The 16,159-nt window shown below is 55.0% G+C and carries 12 protein-coding genes; 6 read left to right on the top strand and 6 right to left on the bottom strand.

Features of this window, described 5'->3' with window-relative positions; translation table 11 throughout:
• Nucleotides 1-67: 67 nt before the first annotated feature.
• From EAW52_RS19950 to EAW52_RS19940, 3 genes are read left to right on the top strand one after another with little or no spacing between them, the layout of a single operon-like run.
• On the top strand, nt 68-1,240 hold the full coding sequence (locus EAW52_RS19950; protein ID WP_122043727.1) for an efflux RND transporter periplasmic adaptor subunit: 1,173 nt from the start codon (nt 68-70) through the stop codon (nt 1,238-1,240).
• Entirely contained in the window at nt 1,240-4,362 is a 3,123-nt protein-coding gene (locus EAW52_RS19945; protein WP_122043725.1) for an efflux RND transporter permease subunit, read from the top strand. The genes EAW52_RS19950 and EAW52_RS19945 overlap by 1 nt, the downstream gene beginning before the upstream one ends.
• Complete coding sequence (locus EAW52_RS19940) at nt 4,355-5,794, top strand: efflux transporter outer membrane subunit (RefSeq protein ID WP_122043724.1); 1,440 nt, start codon at nt 4,355-4,357, stop codon at nt 5,792-5,794. Before EAW52_RS19945 ends, EAW52_RS19940 begins: the two co-directional genes overlap by 8 nt.
• A gap of 315 nt (nt 5,795-6,109) precedes the next feature.
• On the opposite strand, the gene EAW52_RS19935 is transcribed toward EAW52_RS19940, so the two are convergent.
• A complete protein-coding gene (locus EAW52_RS19935; protein ID WP_122043722.1) occupies nt 6,110-6,832 on the bottom strand; it encodes a pirin family protein in 723 nt (240 codons plus the stop codon).
• A 281-nt stretch (nt 6,833-7,113) separates the two neighbouring features.
• Here EAW52_RS19935 and fusA point away from each other — a divergent pair, with 281 nt between their 5' ends.
• Together fusA and EAW52_RS19925 are read left to right on the top strand one after the other, a co-directional pair.
• Nucleotides 7,114-9,213, top strand: coding sequence for an elongation factor G (fusA, locus tag EAW52_RS19930; protein WP_122043721.1), 2,100 nt, complete (start codon nt 7,114-7,116; stop codon nt 9,211-9,213).
• A gap of 226 nt (nt 9,214-9,439) precedes the next feature.
• Nucleotides 9,440-10,015 (top strand): helix-turn-helix domain-containing protein, encoded by a 576-nt coding sequence (locus EAW52_RS19925; protein ID WP_256680645.1) that lies wholly within the window; start codon nt 9,440-9,442, stop codon nt 10,013-10,015.
• A 24-nt stretch (nt 10,016-10,039) separates the two neighbouring features.
• Here the strand turns inward: EAW52_RS19925 and EAW52_RS19920 are convergent, their stop codons facing one another.
• The gene (locus EAW52_RS19920) at nt 10,040-10,948 is read right to left on the bottom strand and encodes a LysR family transcriptional regulator (RefSeq protein ID WP_256680644.1); all 909 of its coding nucleotides are present in this window, start codon (nt 10,946-10,948) and stop codon (nt 10,040-10,042) included.
• Between the two features lie 254 nt (nt 10,949-11,202).
• Between EAW52_RS19920 and EAW52_RS19915 the strand changes: the two genes are divergently transcribed.
• Nucleotides 11,203-11,442 (top strand): TIGR02647 family protein, encoded by a 240-nt coding sequence (locus EAW52_RS19915; RefSeq protein WP_019366276.1) that lies wholly within the window; start codon nt 11,203-11,205, stop codon nt 11,440-11,442.
• Nucleotides 11,443-11,568: 126 nt separating this feature from the next.
• Here EAW52_RS19915 and EAW52_RS19910 read toward each other — a convergent pair whose 3' ends face one another.
• From EAW52_RS19910 to EAW52_RS19895, 4 genes are all read right to left on the bottom strand, one after another.
• On the bottom strand, nt 11,569-12,345 hold the full coding sequence (locus tag EAW52_RS19910) for a WbqC family protein (RefSeq protein WP_122043719.1): 777 nt from the start codon (nt 12,343-12,345) through the stop codon (nt 11,569-11,571).
• Nucleotides 12,346-12,456: 111 nt separating this feature from the next.
• Nucleotides 12,457-13,389 (bottom strand): glycosyltransferase, encoded by a 933-nt coding sequence (locus EAW52_RS19905; RefSeq protein WP_010799077.1) that lies wholly within the window; start codon nt 13,387-13,389, stop codon nt 12,457-12,459.
• Nucleotides 13,390-13,391: 2 nt separating this feature from the next.
• Nucleotides 13,392-14,915: a lipopolysaccharide biosynthesis protein gene (locus EAW52_RS19900; protein ID WP_372238865.1), complete on the bottom strand. Its 1,524-nt coding sequence runs from the start codon at nt 14,913-14,915 to the stop codon at nt 13,392-13,394.
• Entirely contained in the window at nt 14,912-16,102 is a 1,191-nt protein-coding gene (locus EAW52_RS19895) for a DegT/DnrJ/EryC1/StrS aminotransferase family protein (protein ID WP_122043716.1), read from the bottom strand. Before EAW52_RS19895 ends, EAW52_RS19900 begins: the two co-directional genes overlap by 4 nt.
• Nucleotides 16,103-16,159 lie beyond the last annotated feature (57 nt).

Genomic DNA, 16,159 nt, shown 5'->3' with positions numbered 1-16,159 from the left:
TACAAGCTTTTACAAAGCCGACAGGGCAGGGCTTTTAGCATGGCGCTGTTCCTGAAGGATGCACACCATGATGCCGCCCGTTAAATTTTCCCTACGCCCCTTTTGCTTATTGATGTTACTAGCGCTGACAGGATGTGACCGCCCAGCGCCCTCTGCACACCAAGCACCCGATACATCTGTCACCGTCGAGACGATCAAACCTCAGCCGCTCAGCTTGGTGACTGAACTCAATGGCCGTTTGGTAGCGCCCCGTGTGGCGGAAGTCAGAGCCCGCGTAGCAGGCGTTCTGCTGCAACGGGTTTACCGTGAGGGAAGCCAGGTCAAGCAAGGCGACGTATTGTTTCGGATTGACCCCGCGCCGCTGCAGGCGGACGTCGACAGCGCCGTGGCAGGCCTGAAAAAAGCCCAGGCCAATCGCTATCAGGCACATTTGCAGGCCGAGCGTTATTCTGCATTGATCAAGACTCACGCCGTCAGCCAGCAGGACTTCGAAAATGCGCACGCTGCCTTTTTGCAGGCAGAAGCCGAAGTGTCCGCTGCACAGGCCACGCTCAAACGTGCCCGGCTCAATCTGGGGTATGCCACCGTCACAGCACCTATCTCCGGGCGCATCGGCAAGGCATTGGTCACGGAAGGCGCGTTGGTAGGGCAGGATAGCGCCACACCTCTGGCTATTATTCAGCAACTCGAGCCTATTTATGCCGATGTGACTCAATCCACTCGACAGATCAACGCGTTGCGCCGCGCGCTGCGGGAGGGGCAGTTACAAACCGTAGGGGAGGATCAGGCCGCCGTAACGCTCGTACAGGATGACGGTACAGCGTACCCAATAGCCGGAAAACTCTTGTTCTCGGACCTTACAGTGGATCAAAGTACCGGGCAGATCACGCTGCGTAGCCAGTTTCCCAATCCTCAGGCTGACTTGCTGCCCGGCAGCTTTGTTCGAGTGCGCCTTGAACAGGCCAGGAACGAGCGAGGTATCAGTGTTCCGCAGCGGGCCGTTCAGCGCGACTCGGCGGGGCAGGCTAATGTTTTGCTCGTCAATGCTCAGAATCAGGTTGAGGAACGGACGGTCCGTCTTGGCGGTGCCCAGAATGATCGCTGGATCATCGACGAAGGATTGCATGAAGGTGACCGCGTAATCGTTGCAGGCCTGCAATACGTCAGGCCGGGGATGCCTGTCCAGGCAGAAGAGGCAGGAATTACAACCGATGCACCTGCCGACAAGGAAGCCCGATAATGCCAGACTTCTTTATCAGGCGCCCGGTATTTGCCTGGGTCGTCGCCCTGTTCATTCTGTTGGCAGGTGTGCTGGCCATTCCCAATCTTCCGGTGGCGCAGTATCCCAATGTTGCGCCCCCCCAGATCGAGATTACCGCAACCTACCCGGGCGCCACGCCGCAAACCCTGGATGAAAGTGTTGTCAGTCTGATCGAGCAGGAGCTTAATGGGGTCAATCACCTGCTCTATTTCTCCTCCAGCAGCAGCCAGGGAATGGCGACGCTTACGGTCACGTTTAAACCAGGTACTGATCCGGAGCTGGGCAAGGTCGATATACAGAACCGCTTGAAAACGATCGAGTCCAGACTGCCTCGAGCGGTTACGCAGCAAGGTCTGGAGATTGAAGAGGTCTCGGCCGGGTTTCTGATGCTGATCACATTGACGTCTACCGATGGACGCCTGGATGAAACCGGTCTGAGCGACTACATGGCGCGTAACGTCGTTAATGAGCTCAAGCGTATTGAGGGGGTTGGCAAGGCCCAGCTGTTTGGTGCCGAGCGCGCCATGCGAATATGGATTGATCCGCAAAAACTGGTGGCCTTCAACCTGACGCCGGCCGATGTCAGCCAGGCGATCAGCGATCAAAATGTGCAAGTGCCGGCCGGTAGTATTGGCGACCTGCCTACCCGCAGCACGCAGGAAATTACCGCAGCCGTACAGGTGAAAGGGCAGCTGTCTACACCTGAGGAATTCTCGGCCATCGTACTCAAGGCCAACGCCGACGGATCGACGGTTACCGTCGGTGATGTCGCACGGGTCGAAGTGGACAGCCAAAGCTATCAGTTCGGGACTCGCCTCAATGGCAAGCCGACCACCGCTGTGGCTATCCAGCTAGCGCCAGGTGGTAATGCGATGAGCACGGCTACCTTGGTCAAAGCCAAGATGGAAGAGCTGTCACACTACTTCCCGGCCGGTGTGAACTACGACATTCCTTACGATACGTCGCCGTTCGTCAAGGTCTCGATCGAAAAGGTGGTTCATACCTTGATCGAAGCCATGATGCTGGTCTTTGCCGTCATGTTTCTGTTTCTGCAAAACCTCCGTTATACCCTGATACCCGCACTGGTGGTTCCTGTGGCCTTGATGGGGACATTCGCCTGCATGTTGGCCCTGGGGTTTTCCATCAACGTGCTCACCATGTTTGGCATGGTATTGGCGATCGGTATCCTGGTGGACGACGCTATTGTCGTCGTTGAGAACGTCGAGCGAATCATGGCGAGCGAAGGCCTGACGCCTCGGGCTGCCACGCGAAAAGCCATGACAGAAATTACCGGTGCGATTATCGGAATCACGCTGGTGCTGACGGCAGTATTCATTCCGATGGCATTCATGCCGGGCTCGGTCGGAATCATCTACCAGCAGTTTTCTGTCTCGATGGCGGTTTCGATTCTATTGTCGGCGTTTCTGGCGCTGAGCTTGACACCTGCGCTGTGCGCAACGCTACTCAAGCCGATACCGCACGGTGTACATCACGAGAAGAAAGGATTTTTTGGATGGTTCAACCGACGGTTTGATCATGCTGCGGACGGCTACCAGCGTTGGGTCGCCAATGCCATACGCCGTACAGGTCGCTACATGCTGGTCTACGGTGTGCTGCTTGCAGGGCTCATGCTGCTCTTTACTCGCCTGCCGTCTTCGTTTCTACCCATCGAGGACCAGGGCTTTACCATTACCGATATCCAATTGCCGCCCGGAGCCAGCCAGAACCGCACGATTGAAATCGCACGGCAGATCGAAGCGCACAATGCTACGGAACCTGGCGTAGCCAATACCACCATGGTGCTGGGCTTCAGCTTTTCCGGCAGCGGGCAGAATGCAGCTCTGGCATTTACCACATTAAAGGATTGGGCCGAACGCCGTGTCGAAGATTCGGCCGACGCCATTGCCGAGCGTGCCAATATGGCATTTGCCGGACTGCAAGATGCCATTGCCTATTCGCTCAGCCCGCCGCCAATCGAAGGGCTTGGGACTTCCAGCGGCTTTGAGCTACGTTTACAGGACAGAAGCGGAAAAGGATACGAGGCTTTGCAGAAGGCGCGGGATACATTGCTGTCTGCCGCTGCAAAAAGCGCGCTACTGGCAAACGTACGGGAGACCGCGCTGGCCGAAGCGCCACAGGTAGAGGTCAAAGTCGATCGGCTCCAGGCGAACGCTCTGGGCGTCTCGTTCGCCGATATCAGCAACCTGCTTTCAACTGCCATGGGTTCGGCCTACGTGAATGATTTCCCCAACCTGGGCCGCATGCAGCAGGTCATTGTTCAGGCCGAGGCCGATTCCCGCCTTCAGGCAGAGGATATCCTCAAGCTTGAGGTGCGTAACGCGTCCGGCAAGATGGTGCCCCTGGCTGCCTTCTGCGAAGTAACGTGGACCACGGGACCGGCGCAGCTGACCCGCTACAACGGCTATCCCGCGGTCAGCCTTTCGGGTGAGCCTTCGGCGGGGCACAGTACAGGCGAAGCCATGGATGAAATCCAGCGTCTGGTCGATCAGCTGCCTCAGGGGTTTGGTCTGGAATGGACAGGGCTTTCGCTTCAGGAAAAGACCTCTGGCGCACAAGCTCCCTTGTTGCTGGGACTGTCCTTGTTGATTGTTTTTTTGGTTCTGGCCGCGCTTTACGAGAGTTGGTCGATTCCAACAGCCGTTCTGCTGGTCGTACCACTGGGCATCCTGGGTGCCGTAGTCGCAGTCGTCTTGCGGGACATGCCAAACGATGTGTTCTTCAAGGTTGGGCTCATCACCATCATTGGACTGTCGGCAAAAAATGCGATTCTGATCATCGAGTTTGCCAAGAGTCTTCATGACCAGGGCCATAGCCTATTCCAGGCCACCGTCGAGGCAGCACGTCTGCGTCTGCGTCCGATCGTAATGACCTCACTTGCATTTATCCTGGGTGTGGTTCCCCTGGCCATTGCGACGGGTGCCAGCTCCGCCAGTCAACAGGCCATTGGCACAAGCGTGATCGGTGGCATGCTGACTGCTACCTTCGCGGTTGTCTTTGTTCCGGTGTTTTTTGTGAGCGTCATGCATTGGGTCTCTCGCCTTACCCGCTCGCAAGCCAGAGGAGGGCAGCGCCATGAGTAAGTTGCCTGTTCTTCTGCTGGCCGGCCTGCTGGGTGGCTGCTCTTTGGCGCCTACCTACGAGCAGCCACCTGCACCCATACCGGGAGTCTATCCGGTAGTATCAGCCCCGGTGAACCCAGCTGAAACGGTTCCGGACTGGCAGGCATTGTTTACAGATCCCCGCCTGCGTCAGCTTATCGAGATCGGGTTGAATCAGAACCGTGACCTGCGTATGGCAGTGCTTCGTGTTGAAGAGGCGCGGGCGCAATACAGAATCCAGCGGGCGGACCTGTTACCGAATGTGAGCGTAAGCGGCTCGGCAACCCGTCAGCGCTCCCCAGCGCTCGGGCTGGAAAACACCGGTGGGCTACCGGCTCAGGCCGTAAGCAGTGGAAGCCAAGTCACCAACCTGTATACCGTAGGGGTAGGGCTGAGCACGTACGAAGTAGACCTATTTGGCCGTGTCCGCAATCTTCGAGATGCAGCCTTGGGTGAATACCTGGCGTTGCAGGAGACGCGACGTTCGGTTGAGCTATCACTGATCGCTGAAATCGCTACGGCCTATACCAACCAGCGTGCCCTGAGCGAGAGAATGGCCATAACCCGGCAGGCCTATGAGAGCCGTCAGCAGAGTCTGGAATTGATTCATCAACGTTTCGACTATGGGATTGGTTCTGAACTGGATATCGCTCAGGCCCAGACTCTACTAGAGACAACTGCCAGTGATCTTGCCGCATTGGAGCGTAGTATAGGACAGGCGGACAATGCGATGGCTCTCCTGCTCGGTCAACCATTACCTCATGATCTGCCGCCCGCCCTTTCGCTGGAAAGGCAAGGGTTGGACAAGCCCTTACCCGCCGGGCTTCCGGCAGATCTGCTGACCCGCCGACCGGATATACAGGCTGCCGAAGCCCGGCTGAAAGCCAATTACGCCACTATCGGAGCTGCGCGCGCCGCGTTCTTTCCAAGCATCAGTCTCACAGGCAATACCGGTTTTAGCAGCGCAGAACTTTCAGACCTGTTCAACGGCGGTAATCGCTCATGGAGCTTTACGCCCCAGATCAACCTGCCGATTTTCACAGGCGGTCGTAACCGCGCACAGCTTGAGGTCGCGACACTGCGCAAAGAGATCAGTGTGGCGGAATATGAAAAATCCATACAGACCGCTTTCAAAGAGGTGTCCGATGAGCTGGTCGCGCGTCAGCCACTTCAGCGTCAGCTCGACGCTCAAGAGCGGCTTCGTGACAGTGCTGCCCGAAGCCTTGTCCTTGCACAGCAACGGTATCAGCAGGGGCTCGATGAGTACCTGACGCAACTGGATAGTCAGCGCACGCTGTATCAGGCTGAAAATACCCTGATAGACGCCAGGCTTCAGCTGGCCTTGTCACAGATCAATCTGTTCAAGAGCCTTGGCGGAGGTTGGAGCCGAGACCGTCCTATGCATGTCTTCTGATGCTCCTTTGGATGGAAGAGATGCCCTCAGGCGCCTACGTGGCGCCTTTTTTTATAGGCCAGACCACCGGCTGAATTGATCGGGTCTCCTGTCATACAGCAACAGTAGCATCCAGCGTTGGAATCCTATTACGGACGAGGCGATATGGATCTCGTAAATGTGTGATCTGCTTAGCGTCAAGGAAGAAGGTATTCCGTCTGGCTACGTGGGGTTGTGGACCTTATGTCTAGGCGGGGTGTAAACGCTGTGTTTACGGTTAGCGACAGCGGAGCAAGGGGGGCTGATAGGGCCTCGACTACTCGAGGCCCTCGTCGATCATGGCATCATGGGCAGCTCGTTGGGGCGCAAGTCAAAGACGATAACCTCGGCCTGCTTGCCATTGGCTAGCGTAAGCACCTGCTCGTTACGCACACGCACGCCATCTCCCTCCGCCAGGGTCTGGCCATTGAGTTCGATCTGCCCCTGGGCTACATGCACATAGGCGTAGCGATTTGATCCCAGTGTTAGAGTCGCCTGCTCTTCACCATCAAACAAACCGGCGTAGACACGGGCGTCTTGACGAATTTCCAAGGAGCCCTGCTCGCCGGTTGGCGAAAGGATCAGGCGCAACTGGCCACGTTTGCTGTCCGCGCTGAAGTGCGTTTGCTGGTAGCGAGGCTCGGCACCTCGAGCGTTGGGTACGATCCAGATCTGCAAAAAGTGTACGGGATCGTTCGGGGAGTGGTTGTATTCACTGTGGGCTACTCCTGTGCCTGCGCTCATGAGCTGTACGTCGCCCGGACGAATGACAGATCCTGTACCCAGGGTGTCCTTGTGCTCGAGCGCACCTTCCAGCACATAAGAAAAGATTTCCATATCCCGATGAGGGTGAGTGCCGAACCCTTTCCCCTGAGCGACACGGTCATCGTTGATCACCAGCAGATCCGAAAAACCCTGCTCTTGAGGGTTACGGTAGCTGGCAAAAGAAAAGGTATGGAAAGACTTGAGCCAGCCATGATTGGCGAATCCACGTTCAGTTGCTTTACGAAGGGCTAACATGTTCAGTCTCCTGGTCAATCAACAATGTGTTGTTACCCGAATCAGGTATGGGACCAGAGTAAAGTGCTTAGGTGATGTGATAAATCACTTGAAATGCGTAAAAAAGTCTCAATATGGTTGACAGTACGGTGAGCTTGTCTGATTAGGCTGGCTTCTCCATGCGATACGCACAAACGTTCAATACAAGCCTCGTAAGTCAGTCTATTGTTATTGCAGCCCCGGGCGGATATCCGTATCGCCTGTCTGCCGGCTGACAACGCTGGTTTCTAGGAGAATCTTCTATGGCCCGAACGACCTCTATCGACCGCTATCGCAATATCGGCATCGTTGCCCACGTGGATGCCGGAAAAACAACCACGACCGAACGCATCCTCTTCTATACCGGCGTGAACCATAAAATGGGTGAGGTGCATGACGGTGCCGCAACCATGGACTGGATGGTGCAGGAGCAAGAGCGCGGTATCACAATCACTTCTGCTGCGACCACGGCCTTTTGGTCTGGCTCTACCAAGCAGTTCGATAAGCACCGAATCAACATTATCGACACGCCCGGTCACGTGGACTTCACCATTGAGGTGGAGCGGTCCCTGCGCGTGCTCGATGGTGCCGTAGTGGTATTTAGCGGAGCCGATGGTGTTGAGCCTCAATCCGAGACGGTCTGGCGTCAGGCAGACAAATACCACGTGCCCCGTATCGCCTACGTGAATAAGATGGACCGTGCGGGTGCGGACTTCCTGCGCGTCGTCGATCAGATCAAAAAGCGCCTGGGCCATACACCGGTTCCGATTCAGCTTCCAATTGGTCGTGAAGAAAACTTCGTCGGCCAGGTAGACCTGCTGAAGATGAAGGCTATTTACTGGAACGACGATGACCAGGGAATGACCTATCGCGAGGAGGATATTCCCGCCGAGTTGCAGGCCGAGGCCGAGGAGTGGCGCGAGCACATGGTCGAAGCGGCAGCTGAAGCCAATGAAGACTTCATGAGCAAATACCTTGAAGGCGAGCCGCTCACCAACGATGAAATTCGCACAGGCCTGCGTTTGCGGACGCTGGCGGGTGAAGTCGTTCCTGCTGTATGCGGTTCCTCGTTCAAGAACAAAGGGGTGCCGCTGGTACTGGATGCGGTTATCGATTATCTCCCGGCACCCATCGAAATCGCTGCCATTAAAGGGGTGCACCCGGATGATCCCGAGCGCACCGACGAGCGCCATGCCGATGATGATGAGCCGTTCTCGGCACTGGCGTTCAAGATCGCTACGGATCCCTTCGTGGGCACCCTGACTTTTGCGCGGGTGTATTCGGGCGTGCTTTCATCAGGTGACTCGGTACTCAACTCGGTAAAAGGCAAGAAGGAGCGCGTCGGCCGTATGGTGCAGATGCACGCCAACACCCGGGAAGAGATCAAGGAGGTGCGTGCAGGCGACATTGCAGCCTTGATCGGTATGAAGGATGTGACGACCGGCGACACTCTGTGTTCGGTTGAAAAGCCGATCATCCTGGAACGTATGGATTTCCCCGAGCCGGTGATTTCGGTAGCGGTTGAGCCCAAGACCAAGGCTGACCAGGAAAAGATGGGGATTGCCCTGGGCAAACTAGCCCAGGAAGACCCCTCTTTCCGCGTCAAGACGGACGAGGAAACCGGGCAGACCATCATCTCTGGGATGGGCGAGTTGCACCTCGATATCCTCATCGACCGCATGCGGCGTGAATTCAACGTCGAAGCGAATATTGGTAAACCTCAGGTGGCCTATCGCGAGACCATACGCAACACCTGCGAGATCGAAGGCAAGTTTGTTCGCCAGTCGGGTGGTCGTGGGCAGTTCGGTCATTGCTGGATCCGTTTTGCGCCTATTGATGAGGGCGAGGAAGGGCTGCTGTTTACCAGTGAGGTCGTGGGTGGCGTGATTCCCAAGGAATATATTCCAGCCATTCAAAAGGGTATCGAAGAGCAGATGAAGAATGGTGTGCTCGCCGGGTATCCCTTGCTAGGTCTCAAGGCAACGGTCTTCGACGGCTCTTACCATGATGTGGACTCCAACGAGATGGCATTCAAGATCGCCGCCTCGATGGCAACCAAGCAGCTGTCCCAGAAAGGGGGCGCGGTACTGCTCGAGCCCATCATGAAGGTCGAGGTGGTGACACCTGAAGACTACATGGGTGATGTAATGGGAGACCTCAACCGTCGGCGGGGCCTGATTCAAGGCATGGAAGATACGCTTTCCGGCAAGGTGGTTCGGGCCGAGGTTCCGCTGGGCGAGATGTTTGGCTACGCGACTGATGTACGTTCGATGTCACAAGGTCGTGCCAGCTACTCGATGGAATTCTCGCGCTATGCAGAGGCACCCAGAAATATTGTCGACGCGTTGATTAAGAAATCTTAAGGATCGGTTCAGATCTTTTCCAAGCAACGCTAGTACTTTTAGGCCGACTCCCTCTGGGGAGCCGGCCTTTTTCGTTTCGCCTGAGATAAAGGCGTTGCGATCACATGTTAATCATTGATGACAAGCAGGTATTTTCGTTTAAGAACGCTTCAACTTCAGACAAGGACCTTAAGGGTTCCCAGAGCAGATACTGGACACCAACCTTACCGCCTCAAGGAGCGTTGCAATGGCCACGCTGGGTTCCAAGCGATCGTACCGCTTACCTGCAATTACGGCTGAAAAGCCTGGGTCAAGTGTTCCCAACACTGCGCAGGTACTTATGCAGCGCCTCCTCGAAACGCTTGATAGCGTTCAAGACGGGGAAGGTCCGATCAGCCGTACCTTGATAGATGAACTGCAAGCCCGCCTTTTGCCAGACGCTTTGCACGTGACCTTACCGAGTGAGGATCGGATTGCCTTGTCTCGCTGGCAGGAGCAACTGGCCAAGCGTCTGATGATGGAGCAGTTGGACGATGGCCTATCGGTATCCGAAATTGCCAGTGCCTGCTCGTTGTCGAGAAGTCATTTTTCCCGAGCCTTCAAGAAAAATACAGGCGTTTCGCCACGTGACTGGTATCAGCAATTACGAATTGCCAAGGCCAAGCGGATGCTTTTAAGCACGTGTTTGCCGATAAGCCAGATCGGTGCGGAATGTGGTTTTTCAGATCAATCCCATTTCACCCGCGTATTCACGAAGACAGTAGGGTGCACACCGCTTAGCTGGCGCCGCTCGGGAGATCAGCAAGCCATACGTCAGGCCTGAGGGTTGCGCGGAGTATAGGTACACCTATACCGTCAGATGGTCCTTGAGGAAGTTGGCGAATGTCTGGACGGCTCGGGATGACTGACGATGCTGAGGGTAGACCGCATAGAAGGCTGAAGTGGGTGGCTGGTGCGCTTGTAAGACCGGCTGCAAACGCCCATCGTTGAGCGCGTCACTGACAATGAAAACCGGCAGATAGGCAATGCCAAGACCGGCCACCGCCGCGTCCCGGACAACTTCCCCGTTGTTGGTCCGCAGCTTACCTTTCACCGGTACGCATACGAGTTCGCCCTGGGTTTGAAATTTCCACTCTACGCTTTTCACATGGCCGTAGAGCAAGCACTCATGGTGACGCAAATCATCTGGCGTTTCGGGGGTTGAGTGGCGCTCCAGGTACGCCGGGCTTGCGCAGGCCGTCATTGGAATGTCCATCAGACGCTTGGCGATAAGTGTAGAATCCTCCAGCATCCCGCCGCGGATCGCCATGTCATACCCCTCAGCTACCAGATCTACTGACCGGTCATTGAGATCCAGCTCCAGACTGATCAACGGATTCTCCTGCATGAACCTGGGCAACAGCGGGCTGACATGCAGCGTACCAAACGTCATTGGGGCTGAAACACGTAAAGTTCCGCGAACGTTCACGCCCTGGCTGGATACCAACTCCTGCGTTTCGTTGACTTCATCCAGAATCAGAACGGCCCGTTCGTAAAGGGTCATACCCAGGTCGGTAGGTTTCAGGCTACGTGTCGTCCGGTTGAGCAGGCGGACACCAAGTTCCTCTTCCAGCGCCATGGTTCTTCGGCTGACGTACTGTTTGGAAAGCCCCAGCTTTTCTGCCGCAGCGGTAAAGCTCTGCTCGTTGATCGTAGTTACAAACAGCCTTAAATCCTCAAATTGCATGGCCTGAGTCTCTTCCTGGTTGACAGTCATTCCTAGTGTACTGGCTTTTTCCAGATCTGGATGACTATTAGGCTCCTTCCTGTCATCAAACGTGAGGGAAGCGCATCATGAACACCTTTTTGCATAGTGCGGTTTACGTTATGGCTTCAGCACTGGTGTTGTATATGGCCGTAAGCGGATAACGGCATACCGCATGTGATTTAAAGTGAAACATTTTCTCAGGCAGGCTTTTTGAAGCAGGGCAGCTAGACTCAGAAAGAGGGTTACTTAAATAAGGACACGCCATGCCGTATACCCAAGAACTCATCGAAGAAATGAACCTTCTGGCTCGATATGATCTCAGCAACAGTCTGGCCGGTTTAAAGGTGCACCACGACGCCACGCAAGAAGTCCTGGCCGCTATCAAGCGACTTCATGAAAAGGGCCTGATCAGTCAAGTCGACGGTGGTTATCTGACAGGCTTGGGAAGGGATGCAGCAGAACACGCTCAGGTGTTGTTGACGATCTTGAACCCAACGGCGTGAGGACTGCAAAAAAGCCTTTCGTTACAGGGTAGTCTGAGTAAATCGTTATGATGGCAGGCTGCGGTATCGTATTGAAAACACAGTAGCCTGCCTGTTGATACTGATACACCCGTCAAGTGATCGCGTCTATATGACGGCACACTCAGGCTGGATTGTATCAACCTCAACCTGTGAGTCCGACTGTGCCACGCCCTCTATCAACGTATAGCGAGTAAGCAGTTCTTGTACAGACTCCGCTGAATTGAACATCAGCACGTCGATAATGGAAAGGGACGGGACAAACTCAGCGGTAAGCTGAGGATAGGTCACTTCATCCATCTTGATGAAGCGCAATTGCAGCCCATGATCGGCGAAATAGTCAGGACAGTAGAGCGGGACGCCGCCGATTGAGTTGAGGTAGCGGGTGCCTTCTAACTGCTGAACGATCCGAATGATGCGGTCCTGCTTATCCATCGCCCGGGTATCCGCCAGTTCTGAAAGCATCAGGATGGGCGTCTCGATTTTCATATACCGGCACAGGGCTCGAATCGAGTTTTCGGTGAACCGCGCAAGGTTACGATCCGGATTGGCAAAGATGCTTTTGAGCAGCGCCAGGACTTCTGTTTTATAGGGGGCTTTCTTGTAGGTGTGCTCAAGCATGGTAAGCAGTGCGTCTGCTTCCTGGTCGAACGTCTCTGACAGCCAGCGCTCATTGATAGCGGCCCGGCGGCTGCCCTTACGCAGCGGAAAGGTAATCAGCTTGGGCTGACCATCGTGAGTTAATACCCGGTTGCGGTTCATCCAGGAGCCTTTGACGAACTGTAGGTCATCGACCAGCACGAAGACGTCACTGGCGGCGATCAGCTGAAAGTAGCCCAGGTAAGGAAACAGATAGGGCTGCATCATTGAAATCGTTTTAAGCATGGTGCTTCTCCTTGCACGGCATGACAGGAATCGGGTAGGCGTGCGTTCGCGTAAGCGTTCTTGGGCCAGAAGCGGTATTGCAGGGCAGCAATACCGCTGAGGAAAGCCTGATCATTTTCGAATGACCGAAGGAATGATGTTGGTGAAGGGTTTAAATAGAACCTTGCGGGCCAATTGCAGGAAGGCCTGAATGCGGTTGCGGTGGGTCATTACAATCAGAGACTGGCTGAATACCTGAGTCATGAAATATTCATACAGGTCTTGCTGGCCGATGCGCTGGTAGTAGCGGGCCAGGCTGTAGTAGGCGTGCAGGCTCATGGCGGTGCGGTGCTTTTGCGGACGCATCGACAAGACACCATTCTTGTGCACACGGTAGGCAGCCGGACGGATTTCTTTCATGTACTTGCCTTTGCCGTGAGCGCCCAGCAATGACCACCAGCACATGTCCTCCATACGCACACCGTGCAGCTCGGGCGGAAGGGCCTTGATCACATTGCGAAAGCAGACTGTGAGCGTAGAAAAGTACCGAGCCCGCAGCAGTTCCTGCTGACTTGCATCGCGCCGATGCAGTCCGGCCAGTTGAACGTTTCGGATAATGCCCTGCTCGTTGAACATATAGGCGTCGTGGAACGCCATCACATAGTCTTCGTGGCGCTCAAGAAAGTCGACCTGCAGCTGTAGCTTGTGCGGGTCCGTCCAAAAATCATCACCTTCGCAAATGGCAATATAAGGGGTGTCCAGCGAGGCAAAGATTTTAGTAATGAACGGAACACCTAGGCTGTATTGGTTCTGCTGCTGGTAGATAGGCTTGATGATGGAGGGATAGCGTGCGGCATATTCCTGGATAATGGCTTGTGTTCCATCCGTCGAAGCGTCGTCATGCACGATGACCTCGAAGGGAAACCGCGTCTCCTGAATCAGGAAGCCTTCCAGCGTTTCTCGGATGAACGCCGCTTGGTTGAAGGTCAGGCAGACAACACTGACCAGCGGCTTCTCATCAGCACCCCAGTGCTCCCTGATGACCTGTTCGGTTCTTGCTTCCATGATTAAACGCTCGGGGTTTGATCCAAGAGATACGGTTTTGAAAATACGGCTTTGGCAGACACAAACACCAGCAGCAGACAGAGCAGTCCTCGTCCTGCCAGACCTATAAAGGTCTCGATCCGTTGGCTGCTATCCAGGGCTGGCAGCAGCCAGTCGCCTACCGCCAGGCCGAGGGCGGTCATGGCGGCTATACGCAAAAGGTCCGACAACCAAAGGAAGCTGAGGCCCGGTGAATACCGCTCATGAACGATATGAGGCCAGATGACCAGGGAGGCAAGGCTGACCGCAAACCAGACGCTGGCAGCCCCTAGCGCGCCATGGGTCAGAATCGCATAAGCCATAAGCGGCACGCTGATAGCCGTTGAGCAGATACCAAACCAGACATGCATCCGCAATTGGCCATGGGCATATTGTAGATAGAATTGAAACCCGCTCATGGCCAGTAACGCGCTGCCAAGGACGTACCAGACCAGGACTGGACCGCTCCAGAGCGCGGCCTCGGCGTTGCCTGTCCAGGCATGGAGAAGCGCTTGTCCATGAAAGGCGATCACACCCGCCATGGGAAACAGCACACTGCAAAACAGACGTGATACGTTCAGGTATAACGCCCGCATCTCAGTCATTCGGCCTTCCGCTGTCAGCATGGTCAGGCGTGGCAACAGCGTTTGTACAAGGGGGTTGGTCAGCGACAGAATGCCGGTCGCGATCAGGGCAACCAACGAGAAATAGCCGTATTCCTGCAACGTAAGCGCTTTGGAAAGCAGTACTTTATCCAATTGGGTTTGCAGCATCCACAGGACGGTACTAGACGACATACCCAGGGCAAACGGTAAAACAGGTTTGACCAGCCGCCAGTGAAATCCGGTCAGGCGACGAGGACGGGGCATCAGATCATAGGCTCGGTGAGCAAAGGACAACGTTTCCAGCAGCCCTACGAGTGTTTGATAGAGAAAGAAGTGCAGGGGCTGTGCGCTGACATAGGTAATAAACAGCAGCGCGCCAAAATACCGGAGCGTTGCAAAAAAGACATTGATGCCGTTGAGCCAATGATGCTGCTCCATGCCTTGAATACCGCTCTTGTAGAGCGTGGCGTAAAGCTTCAGCACTATCATCAGCCCCATCAGGCTAATGCACTGCCCAATCATCACAGGATCGAGCTGGCTCGCCTGCAGCCACCCATGGGCTATGGCATTACTGCCCATATGAATAGCCAGGCCGGTCAGCACGGCTATCGGCAGGATAAGCAACTCGAACGAGCGCAGCAGACGGCCGGAGGTGTATCGGCTGTGTTGCTGAGTGCCCCGAAAATGAGCGATCTGACGGGCAAGCGCGGGCGATAGTCCCGCATCCAACAGATAAAGCCACGCCTGCATGGCCGTAAAAAAACCGATCAGGCCATAGGCTTCGGCACCCATATGCCTGAGGTAGAACGGCATGATCAGGATGCCGGCCAGCATTACATAGATCTGACCCAGGTAACTGAGCCCGGTGTTCTTAAGCATAAAACGTTTTAGGGAAGTGCTCACAGGGTGAACTTCTTGCACATGTTGGACAGAGGCAGGGCACTCATGGTGTTGAAAGTAAAGGCGTCCTGGTAAGGCCCGGACGTCTCGCGCTGCGAGCGTACGAGCTGTCTGGCCTCGACTTCTCTGAGCACCGTTTCGATAACCGTGCGCTGCGACTCCCAAGTAAGTCCGGGAAAGATCGGCAGGCAGAGCACGCGTTTACTCAAGCCTCTGGAAATCCATTGAGGCTGCTGCGGCTGAAGGTATTCAACGGTATCGAGAGAAGGGTAGAAGTAGCGGCGTGGATTGATCTGCCTTTCGTTAAGCTGACCTGTAACTCTGAGCAGCTCGCTTTCTTCCTGCAGAGCGATTGGAAAATAGCTGTAGTTACGTTCGCTACCCGGCTGCTGATGCTGAAGATCCAGATACCCTGCCAAGGCCAACTCATACCGATGACCGATTTCAGCCCGCTCCTCTAGGATCAGATCAATATCGTCAAGAACACACAGGCCCATTGCGGCAGAGAATTCGTTGAGCTTGGCGTTGATACCCGGACCACTTAATCGATTGCCTTCGGAGAAACCAAAGTTGGCAAGTTCACGGGCACGTTGAGCCAAATCATCATCATTGGTGACGATGGCGCCCCCTTCGATGGTATGGAAAACCTTGGTAGCGTGAAAACTCAAGGTACAGATATCGCCCCAGTTGGCAATCGATTCTCCCTTATAGCGAACGCCAAAGGCATGGGCGCCGTCGTAGATGGTTTTCAGACCGTTACGGTCAGCGATTGCCTGGATGCGCTCCACATCGCACGGATTACCGAATACATGGGTTGCGACAATGGCTGAGGTGTCCTTTTGTAGCCTGGCTTCGATCTGGCCGGGATCAAGGTTCCAGGTAACAGGATCGATATCCGAGAAAACCGGACGAATATGCTCCCATTGCAGTGTGCTACTGGTTGCAATGAAGCTGAACGGTGTTGTGATTGCGCTACCTTGAATACCCAAAGCACGGTAGGCGATCTGAAGAGCCAGGGTACCGTTGCTTGTAAGCACGATATTCCGTACGCCTAGATACTCTTTCAGACGCTGCTCAAGCTGACGAGTAAGAGGACCATGATTGGTAAAACAGCCTGAAGCATATATCTGATCTATATAAGACTGGAGTTTGACTTTGTTGCCAGGGAAAGGCTGCGTAACATTGATCATTTTGTTCCTCGTCCAATGAGCAGTTAAACCTTTAAAACGGGATTGATTACTATTTAT

The organism is Pseudomonas sp. LTJR-52, from assembly GCF_003691465.1.
In the GTDB taxonomy this organism is placed as follows: domain Bacteria; phylum Pseudomonadota; class Gammaproteobacteria; order Pseudomonadales; family Pseudomonadaceae; genus Chryseomonas; species Chryseomonas luteola.
Note: the sequence above shows the minus strand (reverse complement) of the source record. Positions and strands in the feature narration are given on the sequence as shown.